The following is a 21,688-nucleotide window of genomic DNA, read 5'->3' on the forward strand; positions in this document are numbered from 1 at the left end:
TTAAGTGAGAAGAGAGTTAGAATGACAAACAAAAAAAGAAACACAATTGGTGCTGTTTTATTAATTGCGACTTTTGCCGCTTTATTAAATCAAACATTGATGATTACAGCATTACCAAAATTAATCACCGTTTTAAATGTTAACCTTGCAACCGCACAATGGTTAACGACGGGTTATGTTTTAATGGTCGGAATTTCGACACCATTATCAGCAATTTTATATGAAAAATATTCAACAAGACAAATATTTGTCGGTATTATGGTTGTCTTTTTAATCGGAAGTATCGTTGCATCAAGTGGCGCTAATTTTTGGGCAATCTTAATTGGTCGCTTAATCCAAGCTGCTGCCGGTGGCGTATTGACTACATTTACGATGATTAGTGTCATTGCAATTAACCCAATTGAACGCCGTGGCGTTGTAATGGGACTTGCTATGCTTGTTATCTCAGCTGCTCCAGCAATTGGACCAACTTTATCAGGTATTATGATTACATTTTTACCATGGAGAGCATTATTTATTTTCATTATTCCAATCATGTTAATTTTATTAATTGTTGGGGTTTGTATTTTACCTAACTATTCAGAAAAGACAGATGTTAAAATTGATTTTAAATCATTCTTCTTATCACTAGTTGGACTTGCTACAATTTTAATTGGTATTTCAATTATTGGAGACCAATTATTAGTTGCACTTGTCCTTATTGTGATTGGTGTTTTAGCATTAATCTATTTTGGCCGTCGTCAATTAGCTTTAAAAGAACCATTTTTAAATATTCGAATTTTCAAAGTACGTTCATTCTCAACTATGATTGCATTAATTATGTTAGTTTTTGGTATTTTAATGGCAACAGAATTAGTTATGCCAATGTTCTTAGAAAATAATCAACATTTATCAGGAATGACTGCTGGATTAATTATGTTACCGGGTGCTGCAATTAATGCTATTATTTCACCTATTGTTGGTAACCTTTATGATCAATACGGTTATAAAAAAATATTTATATTTGGCTTTTTGATGTTGATGATTTCAGTACTACCAATGTTATTCTTAACAATTGAATTTCCTGTTTGGTTATCAGTTGTTACTTACGCTATTCGATTAACAGGGGTTGGTGCTATTATGGCTCCAGCAACAACAGAATCTTTAAAAGATTTAAATCCAATGGAAATAAATCATGCAACAACATTAACGAATACATTAAGACAAGTTAGTGGTTCATTATTTAATACCGTTATTATTGTTATTGCTAGTATTCCTGCATCATTTGTTGTTGGATACAAATATTCAATGATCTTTATCATGGTTGTCTCAATTGTAATTGGACTAGTTGGACTAATCTATTTCAGAAAAACAAGTAAAGCTTAAGGAGTTTTGAGATGCAAAATATGAATGGAAATTCTTTTTACGATACACATGAAGTTGAGAAATTAACAACAATTTACAACAGAATGATTCGATTAAGAATAAATGATACGTTAAAAGGGTTTGAACTTTCTGAGAGTAACTTTTTTTACGTGTTGTTAGTTTGTGAGTCACCTGGCGTTAGTCAGGATGAGCTAATCCAAAATATTTATCGGGATCACAGTGTTGTGACACGTGCTATCTCAAAATTAATTAAAGATGGTTGGCTTGAAAAAAAAATGTCGTCCGCAGATAAACGACGGACTGAACTTTATCCTACAGCAAAAGCGATTAATAATTATCAAGATATTTTTGATAGAATTACAGTCGTTAATGATGAAAGTATATCGGTGCTTAGTGAAGAAGAAATTAAGCAATTTGAGCATATTTTGGAAAAGGTAATTAAATCAGGAATTGAACGTGAGCGACTTGCTGGAAGAAAGATATCAGAATTATTCTGATATCTTTTTTATTATCCTGAATAGTAAGCGCATTTATTGTATAATAGTAATATTATATGAATGGGAGTGATATTTTGACTTGGGAAGATAATTATTTAACTTGGTTAAATGAAGAAACACTAGACGCAACATTAAAAAATCAGATTGTTTCGCTTAAAAATAATCAAGAAGATTTAAAAGAATCTTTTTACCAACCAATGGAATTTGGAACTGCTGGTATGCGTGGCTTGATGGGTCCTGGTATTAACCGGATGAACATCTACACGATTCGTCAAGCAACTGAAGGATTAGCTCGCTTTATGGATACGTTAGATGATGCAACTAAAATGCGCGGTGTCGCAATTAGTTATGATTCGCGTTACCAATCACAAGAATTTGCGATGGAATCAGCTAAAGTTTTAGGCGCACATGGTATTCCAAGCTTTGTTTTTGAAAGCTTACGTCCCACACCAGAATTATCGTTTGCAGTCCGCCATTTAGCTACTTACGCCGGAATTATGATAACGGCTAGCCATAATCCTAAACAATATAATGGCTATAAAATTTATGGTGAAGACGGTGGCCAAATGCCACCTAAAGAATCAGATATGATTACTGGTTTTGTTCGCGAAGCTGATGATTTATTTGCCATTAAAGTAGGTGATGAGACAGTATTAAAAGCTGATAAAACACTCCAAATTATTGGTGAAGAAGTTGACGCTGCGTATCTTGCTGAAGTTAAAAAAGTGACAATTAATCAAAAATTAGTTGATGAAGTTGGTGCTTCAATGAAACTTGTTTTCACACCACTTCATGGAACAGGTAAAATGTTGGGTGAACGTGCTTTGAAACAAGCTGGATTTGAACAATTTAAGATTGTGCCTGAACAAGCTGAAGGTGATCCTGAATTCCCAACAATCAAGTTACCTAACCCAGAAGACGCACCAGCATTTGATTTAGCTATCAAATGGGGTCGACGTGAACATGCTGATTTATTAATCGCTGTTGATCCAGATGCTGATCGTATGGGTGTCGCTGTACGTCAAACTGATGGTGAATATAAATTATTAACAGGTAATCAAATTGCTGCTCTAATGTTCAATTATATTTTAACTGCTAGCGAAGAAGCAGGAACTTTACCCGCTAATGCCGTTGGCGTTAAATCAATTGTATCAAGTGAACTTGCAACTAAGATTGCTGAAGCACATCATGCTAAAATGATTAATGTCTTAACAGGATTCAAATTTATTGCGGAACAAATTCAAAACTATGAAGAAACAAATGAACATACCTTTATGTTTGGTTTTGAAGAAAGTTATGGTTACTTAATTCGTCCTTTCGTTCGTGATAAAGATGCTATCCAAGCATTAGTAATGTTATCTGAAGTAGCTGCTTACTACAAACAATTTGATAAAACATTGTCAGATGGATTAGATGATTTATTTAAAGAATATGGTTATTACGCTGAAAATACTAAAGCGTTAACGTTTGAAGGTATTGAAGGTGTTCAAAAAATCAAAGATTTAATGACAATCTTCCGTGATGACGCACCTAAAGATTTTGCTGGCTATAAAGTCGCTAAATTAGAAGACTTCACAACGGGTATGGCGCAATTAGCTGATGGATCATCTGAAGAAATCGGATTACCAACTGCAAATGCGTTGAAATATATCTTAGAAGATGGTTCTTGGATTGCAATTCGTCCTTCAGGGACTGAACCAAAAATTAAATTCTACGTGGGAACGCAAGCTGAAACTGATGAAAAAGCACAAGCTAAGTGTCTTGCATTTGAAGAAGCAATTATGGCAATTGTCAACGCCTAACTAAAAAAGTAGTGCTAAATTTACATTTAGCACTACTTTTTTTGACCTTAAATGGGTTACAAAATTTATAAGCAAATAAAACAGTATTTTGTAAACAACTTTTTAAGATTTATTATTTTCTTTCAGGGCTGATTAACTTGTTTAGTTTCTATTTATTCATTTTTTTCTTTTTAAAGCGGTGATAAAGGTAGGCGATTCCAAGAAAGTAGATGGAAGCGAGTAGGGACGACACGGGGAGAACGCTAAAGATAGTCGGTGGAACAATCATTGCAAGCAATGGAAAGGCATAAGCGGCTGGAATTTTAACTTTGAAAAGATGGAGTATACAAAAAACGAGAGGCATAGTGATTAAGGCGACAACAACATTGGAATCGATTACCATGCAGGCGAGAACACCGATCGTTGCTGAAAGCGTCAAGGCAGTAACCTGTTTGAACACCATTTTTGCCGGATACATCGGCTTTTGTAGCACCTCGAAAAAAACGACAAGAATCGGTGGAATAGCGGCCATCAAAGGCTTTCCAGCAATCGTCACGAGACCAACCCAAATGAGTGAAGAAACGAGAAATAAAAGCATAGCCTGATAGTTAAGGTTTGTTTTTTTTGCGTAGTTTTGATCGAGTTTACGGCCTTTAACGACAATCATCTCGATGAAAGTGAAAATGATGATGGCAATGATGAATGAATATTTGGACGCATTAACGATGATTGGCAAGAGACCTGTAGCCAATGAAGGCGCCAGTGCCGATCGGGTTACCACTAATAGAAAGACCATGATGGCGATCATTAGGCAGATTTTAATTGTGTAAGAAATCTCAAGTAAATTGATGCCAAAACCGATAATTGCGGTGACAGAAGGCAGCAAAAAAAGATTAAACGAACGATCTAACCAATTGGCTTCGTGGTAAATCCACAGTCCAACTGTTAACGCGGCGATTTCAGGTAAAATAATTTCTGAATCATGTAAAAGTGACGCGGCTTGTACCATGATTAAAATCAAGATAAAACCGGTTAAGTATTCAACGGTTTTATTGGCTAAAAACTTCAAAAAAATGTCCTCCTTAAATATAAAGCATGAAAATAAGCATAACATAAAAAAGTAAGGTAAAGTTGCGCGACGTGTTCCAATTGATGTATCAAGCGTTTGCAATGTGAATCAGTTTATTTTTTTGTTAAAAGTTGATGATACTTGAATTAACTTTTCCATATGTGGTAAGATTGTAAAAATTTATATAAAAAATGAGAGGGAGCTGTTAATTATGGGAATGCATCAATACCTACAAAGTTTAAGTAATTTAGAAACGTTAAAACGAGCACCAGGATATTTTAAATATGAAGATCATTCGGTAGCGGAACATTCATTCAAAGTAACAGAAGCTGCTCAATTTTTAGGTGATGTTGAAGAAAATGCAGGAAATACGATTGATTGGCGCATGTTGTATGAAAAAGCGTTGAATCATGATTATACAGAACGATTCATTGGTGATATTAAAACACCCGTTAAATATGCAACAACAACGCTAAGAGAAATGTTAGCAAATGTTGAGGAATCATTATCTGAGAATTTTATTGTGAACGAAATTCCAGAAGAATTCCAAGATGCCTATCGTCGTAGATTATCAGAAGGTAAGGATGATACTTTAGAAGGTAAAATCTTGTCTGTAGCTGATAAATTAGATTTATTATATGAATCATTTGGCGAAATTCAAAAGGGTAATCCTGAATCAGTTTATACTGAAATTTATCAAGAAAGCTTAAAAACGATTCTTGAATTTTCAGATTTAGCGAGTGTTCAGTATATTCTACAAGAAATTCTTCCAGAATTATTAACGGAAGATTTCACAGATAAAGATAAAATTAAAAAAATAACCTTGGATATTATTAAGAAATAGAGTACACATAGGTTAAGGATTGCGTTGTATGCTAGAATAATGCATACAAGGTAGTCCTTTTTTGCTTAAAGAATAGGGAGAAATTAATGAAAACGGCAATTGTAACAGATAGTGCGTCATATATTGATCCAAAAGTAGCCAAAGATAAAAATATTATTGTTGTACCAATCACGGTTATTTTTGGGCAACAGACTTATTTAGAAGATGTGGAAATCTCTGCTTCAGAATTTTATCAAAGAATGAAAGATACGGATAAGTTACCCACAACGTCACAAGTCACAATGGGACAAATGCAAAGTGTCTTCGATAAATTAATTGAAGAGGGATTTGATGAAGTAATTTCAATTCATCTATCAACAGGTATCACAAGTTTTGTGGATAATTTACGTGCTTATTCAAAAACTGTGGAAGGAATTACGGTATATCCGATTGATTCTAAAGCAGCAAGTTCAGCAGAAGCCTTTCTTGTATTAAAAGCTGCTCAATTAGTGGCGCAAGGTGAGCATGCAGACACGATTGTACCTAAAATAGAAGCAATGCGTGAAACGGTGGGTATTTTCTTTGTTGTGGATAACTTGAGCCATTTACTTAGAACGGGCCGTATGACGAATGGTGCTGCGTTTGTGGGTAACTTATTACAAATTAAACCAATTCTGACCTTTAATCATGAAGGTCAAATTATCCCTTTAACTAAGGAACGGACAAAGAAGCGTGCTTTTCAACGGGTAATGGCAGATTTTTCTGATGCGATTAACTCAGTTGATTATCCAATTCGAGTAAGTATCGTTGATGCGAACAATCCTGAAGAGAGTACAAAATGGGTCTCATTTATTAAAACCAACTATCCTAATATTCCAGTTGAGGTTAGTCATATTGGGCCTGTTATTGGCGTCCATACTGGAGAAAAAACAATGGGTCTTATTTGGGGTCGTGATTATTTAGTTGATTAAGTTATTCTGAAAAAATAAGTGAGATAACGTGCGAAAGTATGTTCGGTATGCTAATATAATTAGTAGAGAATAATCATTTTTAAATGAGCCTGGGTAGGTTATTCCAGGCTTTTTTTAATTTCTAAAAATGATTGTATTGGAGGGGTTAACTTGATTGATAGACATGATGATGGCGTTTTTGACTTAGTTTCAAAGTACGAACCAACTGGAGACCAACCGAATGCGATTAAAACTTTAGTTGATGGATTAAATGATGGTAAAAAAGAACAAGTATTACTGGGTGCAACGGGAACGGGTAAGACGTTTACCATTTCAAATGTGATTAAAGAAGTTAATCGTCCCACATTAGTCCTTGCGCATAATAAAACATTGGCTGGACAATTATATGGTGAATTAAAAGAATTCTTCCCGAATAATGCGGTGGAATATTTTGTGAGTTATTATGATTACTACCAACCAGAAGCTTACGTTCCTTCAAGTGATACGTATATTGAAAAAGATTCCAGTATTAACGATGAAATTGATAAATTACGACATTCTGCAACAAGTTCATTATTAGAACGTAATGATGTGATTGTTGTTGCATCTGTCTCAAGTATCTTTGGATTAGGTGATCCAACAGAATATCGTGATCATGTTATTTCATTGCGTACTGGAATGACAATGGAACGTGATGATTTACTTAGAAAATTAGTCGATATACAATTCGAACGAAATGATATTGATTTTCAACGTGGTCGGTTTAGAGTTCATGGAGATATTGTGGAAATTTTCCCAGCATCTCGTGATCAAAAAGCTGTTCGTATTGAATTTTTTGGCGATGAAATCGATCGTATTCGTGAAGTTGATTCATTAACAGGTGAAGTTATGGGTGAACTTGAACACATGGCTATTTTCCCCGCAACGCATTTCATGACGAATGATGATGTGATGGATCATGCCATTGAAGGTATTGAAGTTGAATTGGCTGATCGATTAAAAGAATTAAAAGATGAAGATAAATTATTAGAAGCCCAACGTATCGATCAACGAACTACTTATGATTTAGAAATGTTACGTGAAATGGGCTATACATCCGGAATTGAAAACTATTCCCGCCATATGGATGGACGTAAACCTGGCGAACCTCCATATACATTAATTGATTTCTTTCCCAAAGATTTCTTGATCGTAGTTGATGAATCTCATGTAACCATGCCTCAAATTCGAGGGATGTACAATGGTGATCGCGCTCGTAAACAAATGTTAGTAGATTACGGATTCCGTTTACCTAGTGCACTGGATAACCGACCATTAACGATTGCGGAATTTGAAGAGCACGTTAATCAAGTCATTTATATGTCTGCAACACCAGGACCTTACGAAATGGAACGGACGTCAGATGTTGTTCAACAAATTATTCGACCAACTGGATTACTAGATCCAATCATTGAAGTTCGTCCAATTATGGGCCAAATTGATGATTTAGTTGGCGAAATTAATTTACGTATTGAACGCAATGAACGTGTCTTTGTCACAACATTAACCAAGAAAATGTCAGAAGATTTAACTGATTATTTGAAAGAGTTGGGGATGAAAGTTGCGTACTTGCATAGTGATATTAAAACGATGGAACGAACGAAAATTATTCGCGATTTACGCTTAGGCACATATGATGTTTTAATTGGAATTAACTTATTACGTGAAGGTATTGATGTTCCTGAAGTGTCATTAGTGACAATTTTAGATGCCGATAAAGAAGGTTTCTTACGTAGTGAACGTTCTCTAGTTCAAACAATTGGTCGTGCAGCTCGTAACGAAAACGGACGAGTGATTATGTATGCTGATAAAGTGACGGATTCAATGAAGGGCGCAATGGAAGAAACGCAACGCCGCCGTGATGTCCAAATGGCATATAATGAGGAACATCATATTACGCCAACTACGATTAAAAAAGCCATTCGTGAGTTAATTACGCCAACAAAAATTGAAGATAATTCAGGAACTGTTAAAACCTTTACCGAAACTGAATTTTTGGATATGGATAAAAAGGAACAACAAGATATGGTTGATCGCTTAGAAGGACAAATGAAAGAAGCAGCTAAAAAATTAGATTTCGAAACAGCTGCATCATTGCGTGATACGGTATTAGAATTAAAAACACAAATGTTATAAATAGGGGGATATTTCTTGAAAAATGATAAAATTGTGATCCATGGTGCGCGTGCGCATAATTTAAAAAATGTGGATGTCACTATCCCAAGAGATAAATTAGTTGTGATTACGGGACTTTCAGGATCAGGGAAAAGCTCATTAGCTTTTGATACACTTTATGCTGAAGGACAACGTCGCTATGTTGAAAGTTTATCAGCATATGCACGTCAATTTTTAGGGCAGATGGATAAGCCAGATGTTGACTCAATTGATGGGTTATCACCTGCTATTTCGATTGACCAAAAAACAACTTCAAAAAACCCACGATCAACAGTTGGGACAGTCACTGAAATTAATGATTATTTAAGATTATTATGGGCTAGAGTTGGACATCCAATTTGTCCAAATGATGGTCATGAAATCACGAGTCAATCCGTTGAACAAATGGTTGACCGTGTTTTAGAGTTAAAAGAGCGTACAAAACTTCAAATTTTATCACCTATTATTCGCAATAAAAAAGGACAACATAAAAAGATATTTGAAACGATCAAACGAGAAGGATTCGTCCGTGTTCGAGTTGATGGCGAGCTTCATGATATTGATGAAGAATTTGATCTTGAAAAAAAGGTCAAACACTCTATTGATATTGTGATTGATCGGATTGTTGTCAAAGAGGGCATTCGCTCACGTTTATTTGATTCATTTGAAGCAGCATTACGTTTATCTTCTGGCTACGCCACTGCAGATATTCTTGATGGTGATACAGATGGTGCAACAATTCAATTTTCCGAACATTATGCATGTCCTATTTGTGGATTTACAGTTGGAGAATTAGAACCACGTTTGTTCTCATTTAATGCACCATTTGGTGCTTGTGAAACTTGTGATGGTTTAGGAATGAAGTTAGAAGTCGATGAAGATTTAGTCGTTCCAGATCCAACTAAAACGCTAGCAGAAGGGGCAATTGAGCCATGGAATCCTATTAGTTCGCAATATTACCCATCGATGTTAGCCCAAGCTGCAGAAGCTTTTGGAATTCCAATGGATGTGCCATTTGAAAAGTTAACAGATGAACAACGTGATATTGTTTTGAATGGCGCTGGAACACGTGAATTTCATTTCCATTACGCTAATGACTTTGGTGGCGTTCGTGATGTAGATGCATTATTTGAAGGGGTTATTACAAATATTAGTCGTCGTCATACGGAGACTAATAGTGACTTTACGCGTGAACAAATGCGTAAATATATGACCAGCTTAACGTGTCAAACATGTCACGGTTACCGCTTGAATCGTAAAGCATTAGCCGTCCAAATTAATGGCCAACATATTGGTAAAATTTCCGCACTTTCAATTGGTGACGGCTTACCTTTCTTTGATAACGTTAACTTGTCAGAAAAAGAATCAATTATTGCAGCACCTATTTTGAAAGAAATTCGTGACCGCTTAACATTCTTACAAAATGTTGGCTTAAATTATCTGACATTATCACGTTCTGCAGGAACACTTTCAGGTGGAGAAGCACAACGGATTCGACTAGCCACGCAAATTGGCTCTAATTTATCGGGTGTTTTATATATTTTAGATGAACCTTCAATCGGGTTGCATCAACGTGATAATGATCGCTTAATTGAATCACTTAAGAAAATGCGTGATTTGGGTAATACTTTAATTGTGGTTGAACATGATGAGGATACCATGATGGCTGCTGATTATTTAATTGATGTTGGTCCTGGTGCTGGTGAATTAGGTGGTGAAATTGTTGCTGCTGGAACGCCCACACAAGTTAAAAAGAGTCGCAAATCATTAACTGGACAATATTTATCAGGAAAGAAATTTATATCATTACCTGATGAACGACGTGCTGGCAATGGTAAGAAGATTCGAATTACCGGCGCAAAAGAGAATAACTTAAAAAATGTAACGGTCGATTTTCCTTTAGGTAAATTCATTTCAGTTACAGGTGTCTCAGGTTCCGGTAAATCAACTTTAGTGAATGGTATTTTGAAAAAGGTATTATCACAAAAGTTAAATCGAAATTCTGAAAAACCAGGTAAATATAAATCAGTTTCTGGTGTTCAAAATATTGAAAGTGTTATTAATATTGATCAAAGTCCAATTGGTCGAACACCGAGAAGTAATCCCGCAACTTATACAGGCGTCTTCGATAATATTCGTGATTTATTTGCGGAAACTAACGAAGCAAAATTACGTGGTTATAAAAAAGGTCGTTTTAGTTTTAATGTCAAAGGTGGACGTTGTGAAGCCTGCAAAGGTGACGGGATTATTAAAATAGAAATGAATTTCCTACCAGATGTCTATGTGCCATGTGAAATTTGTCACGGGGCACGCTATAACTCTGAAACACTTGAAGTGACTTACAAAGGTAAGACAATCTCTGATATTTTAGATTTAAAAGTTGGCGAAGCTTTGAAATTCTTCGAACCAATTCCTAAAATCAGACGTAAACTGCAGACAATTGTTGATGTTGGTTTGGGCTATGTTTCGTTAGGCCAATCGGCAACAACATTATCAGGTGGTGAAGCGCAACGGATGAAGTTAGCTTCTGAATTACATCGTCAATCAAATGGTAAGAGTTTTTATATTCTTGATGAACCAACAACTGGTTTGCATACAGATGACATTAAACGCCTACTTAGCGTTTTAAATCGTTTGGTTGATGCGGGTAACACAGTCTTGGTTATTGAACATAACTTAGATGTGATTAAAACATCTGACTATTTAATTGATTTAGGTCCAGAAGGCGGCGAAGGTGGCGGAACGATTCTTGCGACTGGAACACCAGAAGAAATTGCTGAAGTGCCTGAAAGTTATACGGGACACTATTTAAAACCAATCTTAGAACGTGATCGTGCGAGAATGAATAAATAAATTAAGAAGTCAGATGAAAATCTGGCTTTTTTTTATTCCTTTTTTTTTAAAAAGTGTTAACTTTAAAGAAGACATAAAATAAATTGGAGGAACGGCTGACCATGGGCAATAACTATAAGAGTGTTTTTGATATTATTGGACCTGTTATGATCGGACCATCTAGTTCACATACAGCTGGTGCCGCTAAAATCGGTAAGGTTGGATTTCAATTATTTAATGGGAGAATCACTAAATTAAAAGTTCGCTATTATGAATCATTCGCAAAAACACATCGCGGGCACGGGACTGATTTTGCGACCGTTGCTGGGGTATTAGGCTTTGAACCTGATGATGTCCGTTGCCCACAGTCAATTCAGATTGCGGAAAAAATGGGGATTGAGATTCAGTTTATTGAAGATGCACACCCAAGTCCAATTAACCATCCGAATAGTGTTAAATTAACGATTGAAAATGAGACAAAAAAAATCGAATTAATGGGTTGCTCAATTGGTGGTGGCACAATTGAAATTAGGGCTTTCACTATAAAAAAACAACAATTTTTTCCAAAGGGTAGTTTACCGATACTAGTGTTGGAAGCTAATCCAGTAAATAAAAATAAAATTCAAAAACAAATCGAAAAATCGACAACTATTGTTATGCAAAGTGAATCTGAGTTAATGCCAGAGGATATTATGTATGAATATGATTTATCCAAGAATATTACTGAGACTGATATTAAGCAACTGCGATTATTAACGCACAATCTCATTTATTTAAAATAGGAGGTTCCATCTTGTATAAAAGTATTGCTGAGTTAGTTTCAACTGCTAATAAAGAACACAAATTAGTTTCAGAATTAATGATTGAACAAGAAATGGCGCAATCAAGTGAAACTAGAGACGTTATCATTGAAAAAATGTCTGCTAATCTTGAAGTGATGAAGCAAGCGATTGAAAAGGGATCAAATGGTGAAGGCGTTTCTTCAGCAACGGGATTAACGGGTGGAGATGCGGTCTTACTACGGAAATATCGTGAGAAAGGGCACTCTTTATCTGGGGATGCTAACTTAGAGGCGATGCAATATGCAATTGCGACTAATGAAGTCAATGCTTCGATGGGACTTATTTGTGCGACACCGACTGCAGGTTCATCTGGAACGTTGCCTGGGGTTATTTTCATGATACAAAAACGATTAAATTTATCACATGAAAAGATGTTACAAGCTTTATTTACGTCAAGTGCCTTTGGAATGATCGTGGCAAATAATGCCATGATTGCCGGAGCGACTGGTGGCTGTCAGGCAGAAGTCGGCAGTGCATCAGCAATGGCAGCAGCTGCCGCCGTTGAGGTTACTGGTGGAACGCCGGAACAATGTGCAGAGGCTTTTGCGATGGGACTTAGTAATTTATTGGGACTGGTTTGTGATCCAGTTGCTGGATTAGTTGAAATTCCATGTATCAAGCGAAATGCAATAGGAGCCGTGAATGCTTTAACGGCAGCAGATATGGCACTTGCTGGATTATCTAACAAAGTACCAGCTGATGAAGTTATTATGGCTATGAAAGACATTGGCGAACGTATGCCGAGCTCGCTTAGAGAAACTGGGATTGGTGGATTAGCTAGTACACCAACGGGCCAAGCAATTAAAATGAAAATATTTGGTGAAACGATATAGGGTTGGAAACAACTCTTTTTTTGTGCGCAGATACAAAAGAAACACCAGGTATGTTATAATAATTATAGTAGATTTGGAGGAATGAATATGACAGATACGTTAGAGCTAGTTGTAATTACAGGGATGAGTGGGGCCGGTAAGACGGTCGCAATGCAAAGTTTTGAAGATTTAGGTTATTTTTGTATTGATAACTTACCACCAACTTTATTACCTAAGTTCTGGGAGTTGGTAAAAGAGTCAGGTAAAATTTCAAAAATTGCCCTTGTTATGGATTTAAGATCAAGAGCTTTTTATGATGAAATTATCGAAATGTTATCAGGATTTGATAACACTGAATTTGTAACCACTAAAATTGTCTTTCTTGACGCATCAGATGCAGAATTAGTTTCTCGTTACAAAGAAACAAGACGTGCGCATCCGTTAGCAATGGAAGGCCGTCTGATGGATGGCATTGAAAAAGAACGTGACTTATTAAATGATATTAAAACACAAGCACAATTAGTGATTAATACGACTAATTTGTCACCACGTCAGTTACGTGAAGAGATTTTTCATAATTTTGAAACCAGAGAAACAGCTAATTTTCATGTTGAAGTCTTATCATTCGGATTTAAATATGGCCTACCTATCGATGCAGATATCGTGATGGATGTCCGTTTCTTACCTAACCCACACTATATTCCAGAATTAAAACCACAAACTGGCTTAGATAAGGCAGTTTATGATTATGTGATGAAACAACCAGCTACAGAAGGTTTTTATACCAAATTTGAATCGTTAATTGAGTCAATTTTACCTGGCTACGAAGCTGAAGGTAAAACCAATTTAACGATTGCGATTGGCTGTACTGGTGGACAACATCGCTCAGTTGCTTTAGCTAAAAGATTGAGTGAAGAATTGAAAATTAACTATCCGGTGAACGTTACACACCGTGATATTAATAAAAGTAAAGAATCGGTCAATCGATCATGACGAGAAGTGGACATAGACCTAAGATAGTCGTTATTGGTGGCGGAACAGGGCTACCCGTTATTTTAAAAAGTTTAAGAGATAAAAATGCTGATATCACGGCGATTGTAACGGTTGCTGATGATGGTGGTTCGTCAGGTATTATCAGAGATTACGTGAATGTTGTGCCGCCTGGTGATATTCGTAATGTTATTGCCGCATTATCTGAGTTACCAGAAATATATTTAGATATATTCCAGTATCGGTTTGATACGTCCGATCGATTTTTTGCAGGACATGCGATTGGTAATTTAATTATTGCAGCACTAACTGAAATGAAAAATGGTGTTTTTGCTTCTGTCCAAGAATTATCAGAAATGATGAGAGTTGATGGACATGTCTATCCCGTTGCGGATGAACCGTTAGTATTAAATGCAGAATTTTCTGATGGCACTTTTTTAGCGGGGGAAGCAGAAATAACTGCCGCTAGAAAATCAATTAAGCGTGTTTGGGTAACCTCAAGTGAAAAAAGTGAAACTAGTGTGCCAGAAGCTGTACCAGAAGTTGTTCAAGCTATTCTTGAAGCAGACCAAATTGTCCTTGGACCTGGGAGTTTGTTCACAAGTATTTTGCCTAATTTAGTTATTGGTAATGTGGGTAAGGCACTGTCTGAAACAAAAGCAGAAGTTGTTTATATCTGTAATATTATGACGCAAAAGGGTGAAACAGAACATTTTACTGATGCTGATCATGTGCGTATTTTGAATGGGCACCTAGGTAAATGTTTTGTGAATACAGTGCTTGTGAATACGGCACCGGTTCCTGAAGGTTATATGGATAAAGAAAAATATGATGAGAATTTAATTCAAGTTGAACATGACTTTAATGGATTAAGGGAACAACATTGTCGAGTGATTTCATCTAACTTCTTAAAATTAAAAGATCAAGGTGTCTTCCATGATGGCAATAAAGTCGTTGAAGAATTAATCCGTTTAGTTGGTCGACCAAATCGCGAATTAAGACATAGAAAGACTATTTAGTACAGAGATAAGGTGAAAGAATGTCATATGCAAGTGAAGTGAAAAAAGAATTAACGACCCTCAAAGTCAGAAAAAATAATGCTAAAGCAGAGTTAATGGCGTTAATTAGAATGAATGGGTCTTTGAGTATTATTAATCATCAATTTGTTTTAAATGTTCAGACTGAGAATCCCGCAATTGCGAGACGGATTTATGAACTTTTAAATGAATTTTATGACATTACAAGTGAACTATTAGTTCGTCGTAAAATGAAATTAAAGAAAAATAATATTTATATTGTACGTTTAAAAACAGGTAGTGATTTTGTTTTAAAAGACCTGGATATCATTGAAGATATGCAACTTAAAATGGGTGTACCAATGGATCTGTTGGCCCATGATGATATGATGATGCGTTCATATTTACGTGGGGCATTTTTGGCAGGTGGTTCTGTTAATAATCCTGAAACAAGCCGTTATCATTTGGAAATTTACTCAGTCTATGAAGAACATAATCAAACAATTTGCGAAATGATTAATAAATTTGGATTCAACGCTAGAATGACTGAACGTCGAAGTGGTTATATCGTTTATTTAAAAGAAGCAGAAAAAATTGCTGATTTCTTGTCATTAATTGGCGCAACAACGGCTATGTTGAAGTTTGAAGATATTAGGATTGTCCGCGATATGCGTAATTCAGTTAATCGCATGGTTAATTGCGAAACAGCTAATATGAATAAAGTGGCGGATGCTGCGAATAAACAAATTGCTAATATTGAGTTTATTGCACATTCTGTTGGTTTAGGGCAATTACCTTCTAAATTAAAAGAAGTTGCTGAAACACGTCTGGTTCATCAAGAAGTTAGTTTGAAAGAATTAGGTGATTTAGTACCAGGTGGTCCAATTTCAAAATCTGGGATTAATCATCGGCTACGAAAAATTAACGAATTTGCTGAAAAAGTTCGAATTGGTGAAAAATAAACGAAATTTTAAAGAGGTGAGATAGCATGATAACATTTAAATATGATACGCAACTACTAATAGAAGGTAGTACATTAGACGAGGACCAATTGAACGATAAGATTTTACGTCAATTCAAAGGTGATAGTTTACTTGTTGCGGGAGATTCTGATTTAATGAAACTGCATTTCCATACGAATGCGCCGTGGGAAATATTAGAATATTGTGCTGGACTTGGAGAAATCTTTGATGTTGTTGTTGAAGATATGGTCAGACAATCTAAAGGATTAAAAGGTTAACCAAATAAAATACGCATATAACTGATAGCTTTTATCTTAGCTATTAATTATATGCGTATTTTTTATTTATCTAAATATGATTTTAAGGTAGCTAGATCAATTGATTCATCAAAAATATGGTCGTCAACGATAACGGTTGGTACAAATTGAATATTTGCGTCGTTAGCTTCAGCGATAATTGAGTTAATGTAAGTTTTATCAGAAACGTCAGTTAAACTAAAGGTCTTTTCCATATAGGCAGCAACCTCATCCAGTGTTAAGTCTTTCCACGTATCTTGCGTTTTAAATAATTCAGTTATTAAATCGTAAGATTTTTGCGGATTATCTAAAGGAAGATAATGATGAGCAACATTACCACGTTGTAAGGATTCTTTTTCTTTATCAAAAAGTTTGATGACACGTTTTACACGTCCGTTTGCAACATAAGAATCTAAAGTCTCTTTAGATTTTTCGAACCATTCTTTTGAGTAGGGGCAACGTAGGTTAATAAACTCAATAATTGTTTTTGGCGCGTCAGAGTTACCAATCACAAGTCCAAAGTCCCGATTTACTTTTGAAGCATCAATAATTGAAATATCCATTTTTATCAGTCCAGTCTTCATTTATTAGCGTCAGTATAGCATAAGACGGGTTCATCTGAATAATTATCCGCTCAAAAAAAGGACACTAACAAAAGTTAACTTGTTAGTGTCCTTAAACGTTAAAGCTTATTTAAGCCCTTTTTTGTTAGTCATAATTTTATCAATCAAACCGTATTCTTTTGCTTGATCAGCAGTCATAAAGTTATCACGATCTGTATCTTTATCGATAACTTTAATATCTTGACCAGTTGCATCAGCTAAAATTTGGTTAATCAATGTTCTTGTTTTCAAGATATGTGCAGCAGCAATTTCAATTTCTGTTGCTTGACCTTGAGCGCCACCAAGTGGTTGGTGAATCATAATTTCTGAGTTAGGTAATGCAAAACGTTTACCCTTTGTACCAGCAGTTGCCAATACACTGGCCATTGAAGCAGCCATACCCATAACGATTGTTTGAACATCAGCATTGATGAAGTTCATTGTATCGTAGATAGCTAAACCGGCTGAAACAGAACCACCGGGTGAGTTAATGTAAATTGAAATATCTTTTTCTGAGTCTTGAGCGTCTAAGAAAAGTAATTGAGCGATAATAGCATTTGCCATATCATCATTAACTTCACCAGATAACATAATGATTCTGTCTTTTAAAAGACGAGAGTAGATATCATAGGCACGTTCGCCACCGGCAGATTGTTCGATAACTGTAGGAACCATATTCATAGTTAGAAACCTCCGAATTTATTATTATTTACTTTTTTTATATTAGCATTTGAACTAATGTAATGCTAGTTTAAACCCTTGGTCAAAAAAGGTCAAATAAAATAAACTAAATTTATTCTTTAGTTTCTTTTAAAATAATCGCATCTGATGACCTTGTTTTTGAACCATAGAGTAGGTTCCCTGATAAATGACGAACCAAGTAGCCAGAATAAGATACTGAAAGGGCTACAGGTGGTTTAATAGGTGTTACAGAATGTTGCGTTGAAACAAAAGCGATTGGTGATTTATCTGTTACTTTTTTCTTAACCTTACGAGGTTTTTGTTTTTTAGGTGCCGAAACCTTAGGGGACACAGGTTCTGCATTTTTTCTGGGATCCATTGGATTCACAGGAGCTACACGAGAATCTTCACTATCGCTTCGCGGTGTTGCTTTAATTTGTTTGGGTACATACATGGATAAAATGAACAAGTTAGCTACGATTGAGGCTAAGGAAATTCTAGTTAGGCGGGATGTTCTAAACTTTTTATGCATTAGTGATATCCTCCTGACTATCTGTTCGAATAGCCACAACCATATTAGCAAATATCTCCCAATCAGAAGCTAATGGTGGACTATTCCAGATTAGGTAGCGACTGGGGACATCTGCCATCAAGAAGTCAGAAAGGTAAATATCGGTTTGATCTGTTAATTTGTAGTTAACTTCCAAATTAAAGAAGGGCATTGAATCAAGATTTTTGTGAATTAAATCATTGTAGTTACTCCCTTTTGAAAAATCAATTGTTATATGCACCGGTTTTGAAACGGTTGGTAAATCAATATAACGAATGAATAAGAAAAGATATTCTGATTTTAAACGGGCCATGTTAATGTTTTTTTCTTTGAAAATATCCGGTACATTCGTTGTTAAGTTAGTTATCAATTGGTCAACGAAGATATAAAACCAACTATAATTTTCTTTTAAAATAGTATTATCTACGGCAACTTGCCAACTAAAATCAATTTGGGCACTATGGTAACTAGAAAAATGAATACGAGATAATTCGTCAAATAATGTCATATAACTTTGTTCACTTAATGTGATATCAAAGAACTTTTGTAAGTCTTTAATAACAAAATTATTGAGTGATTCAATTTGTGAAAAGAAAGATGAGTTATTAAATGTAACGTCAACAATGTCTTCCATATAAAGGAAATTTAGAACAAATACTGTTTCAATTGATAACTGTTCATCCGTAAGTCCATTAATACCTGGATTTTCTTGAAGACAGTCTTGAATATTGGACATGATTGAGTCTGAATTAGCAAAATTAACATCAGCAAAACGATTAGTATCATTTCGATTAGAAGCTAAACTTTGTATGAGAACAGCTGAAAAATACTTTAGTTTCAATAATTGTATTTGTGTGAGATCAAGATTTAAGCTAGAAATTAATTGGTTAGAAAATAAACTAGAATTACGATCAACTTCTTCATTAAATGGGAAGTTGTAGTTCTTATAGACAGCTAAATAAAGGTTATAAAAAAATAAGCGAATATTTTCTTCAGGACCTACTAATTGGAAGTTTTTAGTGATTTTAAAGCCTAATTTTTGTAACATATCATCTAAAAATTTCTTGGTCCGATAACCAGTTGCTTCACTTAAAAATAACGATTCGGTGAAGGATTCTATACTAAAATTAGGGTTAGTAAATAGCGCATTCAGCATCAAAAATTGAGGTGACTGCTTAGCGTATAGAAGTAATAGGTGATCGATGGAATCTAAGCCATTTTTTTGTAGACTTACTTTGTTATTGCTAACTTTTAATAAATAGTAATCGTCTAATCCTTCAGTGACAAGATCTTCTTCTAAAGACTTGATAGTTGTTGCTGTATAATATTTTGACCATTTAAAATGTTTTTGGATGTCTGTTTGCGAAGCAGATTGGTCATAAGTATTCTCAAGATAAGAAAATAATTCTAACTTACGAATATCATCTTTGTTAAATATAAAGTCCATTTATCGCGATTCCTCCTCATTAAAGAGTATGTACTATCCATTATAGGGGAATTGCCAACGGTTTGCATATAAATCTAGAATCAATAATTATCATATTTTTAAAAAAATTGACAAAAGTGGTGATATAAAATAACATGTCATTAATATATGTATTCAAATTATAGAAATAACAGAAGAGTAATTTTTTTAGACAGGGAGAGGGAAATCTTTATGAATAAAATAGTATTAAGCGCCTTTGTAACACTATTAGGTCTCTATATGACTGCATCTGAGGCAACGATTCAAGCGGCGAAAACTAATCGTGGTAGTGCGCAATCCGATTTGTCTATGGATTTTCAATCTGGAGCAACAACAGTCGATTTTGCTTCTTCCCTTAGTTTCAATACAACTAAAATTGATTCGAATGATAAAAAAAGTTATGCCAAAGCGCAAGATATGGCAACAGGGGCAAGCACACCCAATTACGTTCAAGTTTCAAATTTTAGCGGAACTGAAAATGGTTGGGTGCTTGAAGCTAAACAGAGTCGCCAATTTGAATCTGAAGAGACGCATAAATCGTTAACGGGTGCCTATCTTAGTTTTAGTAATGGTGAACTTGTTTCCATTTCTGCGGATAAAAAACCTGGATTTTATAAGAAAAATTTTGATTTGTCTGTAGGAGCTAATAAAGTAGTCGTTGCCGCAAAAGGTGATGAAGGATACGGCACTTGGGTTTACCGTTTTGGGAATGAGGCAACTAAAGGAAATAGTATCGCTTTGAATATTCCCCGTGAGGCAACTAAGATGACAGATGTCTATCGTAGTGAAATTACATGGTCATTAAATGATGTGCCATCAAATGAATAATAATGAAATGATAACCACAAAATTTATTAAAAGATTCGGCTATTTATTTTTATTCAGTATTTTATTTTTATTCGGAGTGGACATTAAGCAGGTTAATGCCAGCCAAGTTGACTTTTCTGTTCAACCTATGATATCTGACTATCAATTAGATAAGAAAAAAACTTATTTTGATTTAAAAGCAGCACCAGGAACTAAAACACAGCTGAAAATTAAGGTAGCTAATCTTATTGATAAATCACTAACGTTTGAAGTCCTCATTAAGGATGCAACAACAAACTATAATGGGGTTGTGGAGTACGCGGAATCACAAAGTAAAGTATTGGCACAACAGCCGTTCTCAGTGGTAAAAGCAGTTAGAGCTCGTCAGAATCGTATAACTGTTCCTGCAAAAAGTGAAAAAATAGTTACTTTGGATGTTGCGTTACCCAATACGACTTTTGCAGGTGTCGTTGCGGGAGGTATATCGGTGATTGAAGACAATGATGCTCAGTCTCAAACAAAGTCAGAACGAGCGGTTATTGATAATCGTTATTTATATACGACTGCGGTAATATTCCATGGAGAACAACCTGTAACTAGCGCACAAGTAAAATTAAAAACGGTTGATATCACACAAATTAATGCACGTAATGTGATTGCTGCGAGATTTGAAAATCAGAGCGCTATGTTTTTAAATAAAGTTCAAATAAATACACAAGTCAGACGGTTAGGTAGTTCAAAAGTATTATATCGAGCAAGTAATAAGGACATGCAAATTGCCCCAACCAGTGCGGTTACCTTTCCAATTCCATTAGCTGCTGGTGAATTACTCAAAAGTGGTACCTACGAACTTAGTGCAGAGATGACTTCTAAAAATCAGGCATGGCATTTTAAACAGAAATTTACGGTAAGTGGATCAAAAGCAAGAATATTGAATGAGAAGGATGTTACAATCGATCAAACAAATTACTGGATCTATTGGATATTACTCTTGTTCGTACTGATAATCGTTAATGTTTTTGTTATATTATGGATTAATCGAAGATTAAAAAGAAAGTATCAACAAAAAATTAAATAATTTAAATGAAAAAGTTATTAATTAAGGGATATTATCTTTTAATTAATAACTTTTTTATTTTCAAATATTTTTAAAAA

The 21,688-nt window shown here is 35.1% G+C and carries 20 protein-coding genes; 15 read left to right on the top strand and 5 right to left on the bottom strand.

From position 1 onward, the window contains the following. The first annotated feature begins 21 nt into the window (after positions 1-21). The 3 genes from AC1RP1_RS04685 to AC1RP1_RS04695 all read left to right on the top strand — a co-directional run bounded on the left by AC1RP1_RS04685 (position 22) and on the right by AC1RP1_RS04695 (position 3,664). The gene (locus AC1RP1_RS04685) at positions 22-1,365 is read left to right on the top strand and encodes a DHA2 family efflux MFS transporter permease subunit (RefSeq protein WP_481761486.1); all 1,344 of its coding nucleotides are present in this window, start codon (positions 22-24) and stop codon (positions 1,363-1,365) included. Between the two features lie 11 nt (positions 1,366-1,376). Next, positions 1,377-1,862 (top strand): MarR family winged helix-turn-helix transcriptional regulator, encoded by a 486-nt coding sequence (locus AC1RP1_RS04690; RefSeq protein WP_481761485.1) that lies wholly within the window; start codon positions 1,377-1,379, stop codon positions 1,860-1,862. A gap of 74 nt (positions 1,863-1,936) precedes the next feature. Then, positions 1,937-3,664, top strand: coding sequence for a phospho-sugar mutase (locus AC1RP1_RS04695; protein WP_481761626.1), 1,728 nt, complete (start codon positions 1,937-1,939; stop codon positions 3,662-3,664). 148 nt (positions 3,665-3,812) lie between these two features. Here the strand turns inward: AC1RP1_RS04695 and AC1RP1_RS04700 are convergent, their stop codons facing one another. Further along, complete coding sequence (locus tag AC1RP1_RS04700; protein WP_481761483.1) at positions 3,813-4,712, bottom strand: hypothetical protein; 900 nt, start codon at positions 4,710-4,712, stop codon at positions 3,813-3,815. Positions 4,713-4,923: 211 nt separating this feature from the next. Here AC1RP1_RS04700 and AC1RP1_RS04705 point away from each other — a divergent pair, with 211 nt between their 5' ends. The 10 genes from AC1RP1_RS04705 to AC1RP1_RS04750 all read left to right on the top strand — a co-directional run bounded on the left by AC1RP1_RS04705 (position 4,924) and on the right by AC1RP1_RS04750 (position 16,410). After that, positions 4,924-5,556, top strand: coding sequence for a YfbR-like 5'-deoxynucleotidase (locus tag AC1RP1_RS04705; protein ID WP_409022185.1), 633 nt, complete (start codon positions 4,924-4,926; stop codon positions 5,554-5,556). 86 nt (positions 5,557-5,642) lie between these two features. After that, positions 5,643-6,506, top strand: coding sequence for a DegV family protein (locus AC1RP1_RS04710; RefSeq protein WP_481761482.1), 864 nt, complete (start codon positions 5,643-5,645; stop codon positions 6,504-6,506). Between the two features lie 150 nt (positions 6,507-6,656). Further along, the gene (gene uvrB / locus AC1RP1_RS04715) at positions 6,657-8,660 is read left to right on the top strand and encodes an excinuclease ABC subunit UvrB (RefSeq protein WP_481761481.1); all 2,004 of its coding nucleotides are present in this window, start codon (positions 6,657-6,659) and stop codon (positions 8,658-8,660) included. Between the two features lie 15 nt (positions 8,661-8,675). Further along, the gene (gene uvrA / locus AC1RP1_RS04720) at positions 8,676-11,531 is read left to right on the top strand and encodes an excinuclease ABC subunit UvrA (protein ID WP_481761480.1); all 2,856 of its coding nucleotides are present in this window, start codon (positions 8,676-8,678) and stop codon (positions 11,529-11,531) included. A 101-nt stretch (positions 11,532-11,632) separates the two neighbouring features. After that, positions 11,633-12,292: a serine dehydratase beta chain gene (locus AC1RP1_RS04725; RefSeq protein WP_481761479.1), complete on the top strand. Its 660-nt coding sequence runs from the start codon at positions 11,633-11,635 to the stop codon at positions 12,290-12,292. An 11-nt stretch (positions 12,293-12,303) separates the two neighbouring features. Then, positions 12,304-13,185 (top strand): L-serine ammonia-lyase, iron-sulfur-dependent, subunit alpha, encoded by an 882-nt coding sequence (gene sdaAA, locus AC1RP1_RS04730; RefSeq protein ID WP_481761478.1) that lies wholly within the window; start codon positions 12,304-12,306, stop codon positions 13,183-13,185. Between the two features lie 87 nt (positions 13,186-13,272). Beyond that, positions 13,273-14,157, top strand: a complete 885-nt coding sequence (rapZ, locus tag AC1RP1_RS04735; protein ID WP_481761477.1) for an RNase adapter RapZ — start codon at positions 13,273-13,275, stop codon at positions 14,155-14,157. Beyond that, positions 14,154-15,173 carry a gluconeogenesis factor YvcK family protein gene (locus AC1RP1_RS04740; RefSeq protein ID WP_409022192.1) on the top strand — a complete coding sequence of 340 codons (1,020 nt, stop codon included), beginning with the start codon at positions 14,154-14,156 and terminating at the stop codon, positions 15,171-15,173. The genes rapZ and AC1RP1_RS04740 overlap by 4 nt, the downstream gene beginning before the upstream one ends. Positions 15,174-15,193: 20 nt before the next feature. Further along, positions 15,194-16,132, top strand: coding sequence for a DNA-binding protein WhiA (gene whiA, locus AC1RP1_RS04745; protein WP_409022193.1), 939 nt, complete (start codon positions 15,194-15,196; stop codon positions 16,130-16,132). Positions 16,133-16,158: 26 nt separating this feature from the next. Beyond that, complete coding sequence (locus AC1RP1_RS04750; RefSeq protein ID WP_481761476.1) at positions 16,159-16,410, top strand: kinase to dihydroxyacetone kinase; 252 nt, start codon at positions 16,159-16,161, stop codon at positions 16,408-16,410. Between the two features lie 62 nt (positions 16,411-16,472). Here AC1RP1_RS04750 and AC1RP1_RS04755 read toward each other — a convergent pair whose 3' ends face one another. The 4 genes from AC1RP1_RS04755 to AC1RP1_RS04770 all read right to left on the bottom strand — a co-directional run bounded on the left by AC1RP1_RS04755 (position 16,473) and on the right by AC1RP1_RS04770 (position 19,708). Then, positions 16,473-16,991: a DsbA family protein gene (locus AC1RP1_RS04755; RefSeq protein WP_481761625.1), complete on the bottom strand. Its 519-nt coding sequence runs from the start codon at positions 16,989-16,991 to the stop codon at positions 16,473-16,475. 126 nt (positions 16,992-17,117) lie between these two features. Beyond that, the gene (clpP, locus tag AC1RP1_RS04760; RefSeq protein ID WP_409022195.1) at positions 17,118-17,711 is read right to left on the bottom strand and encodes an ATP-dependent Clp endopeptidase proteolytic subunit ClpP; all 594 of its coding nucleotides are present in this window, start codon (positions 17,709-17,711) and stop codon (positions 17,118-17,120) included. 112 nt (positions 17,712-17,823) lie between these two features. After that, positions 17,824-18,243: a hypothetical protein gene (locus AC1RP1_RS04765; protein ID WP_409022196.1), complete on the bottom strand. Its 420-nt coding sequence runs from the start codon at positions 18,241-18,243 to the stop codon at positions 17,824-17,826. Further along, positions 18,236-19,708 (bottom strand): helix-turn-helix domain-containing protein, encoded by a 1,473-nt coding sequence (locus tag AC1RP1_RS04770; protein ID WP_481761475.1) that lies wholly within the window; start codon positions 19,706-19,708, stop codon positions 18,236-18,238. The genes AC1RP1_RS04765 and AC1RP1_RS04770 overlap by 8 nt, the downstream gene beginning before the upstream one ends. 210 nt (positions 19,709-19,918) lie before the next feature. Here AC1RP1_RS04770 and AC1RP1_RS04775 point away from each other — a divergent pair, with 210 nt between their 5' ends. After that, on the top strand, positions 19,919-20,554 hold the full coding sequence (locus AC1RP1_RS04775) for a WxL domain-containing protein (RefSeq protein ID WP_481761474.1): 636 nt from the start codon (positions 19,919-19,921) through the stop codon (positions 20,552-20,554). Then, on the top strand, positions 20,547-21,611 hold the full coding sequence (locus AC1RP1_RS04780) for a WxLIP family cell surface protein (RefSeq protein WP_481761472.1): 1,065 nt from the start codon (positions 20,547-20,549) through the stop codon (positions 21,609-21,611). The genes AC1RP1_RS04775 and AC1RP1_RS04780 overlap by 8 nt, the downstream gene beginning before the upstream one ends. Positions 21,612-21,688 lie beyond the last annotated feature (77 nt).

The sequence above is a fragment of the Dellaglioa sp. CoH-56-MRSF-13 genome, assembly GCF_056782095.1.

Coding starts and splice junctions, on each gene's coding strand:
- AC1RP1_RS04685 (WP_481761486.1), top strand. CDS start 22: ATGACAAACAAAAAAAGAAACACAATTGGTGCTGTTTTATTAATTGCG.
- AC1RP1_RS04690 (WP_481761485.1), top strand. CDS start 1,377: ATGCAAAATATGAATGGAAATTCTTTTTACGATACACATGAAGTTGAG.
- AC1RP1_RS04705 (WP_409022185.1), top strand. CDS start 4,924: ATGGGAATGCATCAATACCTACAAAGTTTAAGTAATTTAGAAACGTTA.
- AC1RP1_RS04710 (WP_481761482.1), top strand. CDS start 5,643: ATGAAAACGGCAATTGTAACAGATAGTGCGTCATATATTGATCCAAAA.
- AC1RP1_RS04725 (WP_481761479.1), top strand. CDS start 11,633: ATGGGCAATAACTATAAGAGTGTTTTTGATATTATTGGACCTGTTATG.
- rapZ (WP_481761477.1), top strand. CDS start 13,273: ATGACAGATACGTTAGAGCTAGTTGTAATTACAGGGATGAGTGGGGCC.
- AC1RP1_RS04740 (WP_409022192.1), top strand. CDS start 14,154: ATGACGAGAAGTGGACATAGACCTAAGATAGTCGTTATTGGTGGCGGA.
- whiA (WP_409022193.1), top strand. CDS start 15,194: ATGTCATATGCAAGTGAAGTGAAAAAAGAATTAACGACCCTCAAAGTC.
- AC1RP1_RS04750 (WP_481761476.1), top strand. CDS start 16,159: ATGATAACATTTAAATATGATACGCAACTACTAATAGAAGGTAGTACA.
- AC1RP1_RS04755 (WP_481761625.1), bottom strand. CDS start 16,991: ATGGATATTTCAATTATTGATGCTTCAAAAGTAAATCGGGACTTTGGA.
- clpP (WP_409022195.1), bottom strand. CDS start 17,711: ATGAATATGGTTCCTACAGTTATCGAACAATCTGCCGGTGGCGAACGT.
- AC1RP1_RS04765 (WP_409022196.1), bottom strand. CDS start 18,243: ATGCATAAAAAGTTTAGAACATCCCGCCTAACTAGAATTTCCTTAGCC.
- AC1RP1_RS04770 (WP_481761475.1), bottom strand. CDS start 19,708: ATGGACTTTATATTTAACAAAGATGATATTCGTAAGTTAGAATTATTT.
- AC1RP1_RS04775 (WP_481761474.1), top strand. CDS start 19,919: ATGAATAAAATAGTATTAAGCGCCTTTGTAACACTATTAGGTCTCTAT.
- AC1RP1_RS04780 (WP_481761472.1), top strand. CDS start 20,547: ATGAATAATAATGAAATGATAACCACAAAATTTATTAAAAGATTCGGC.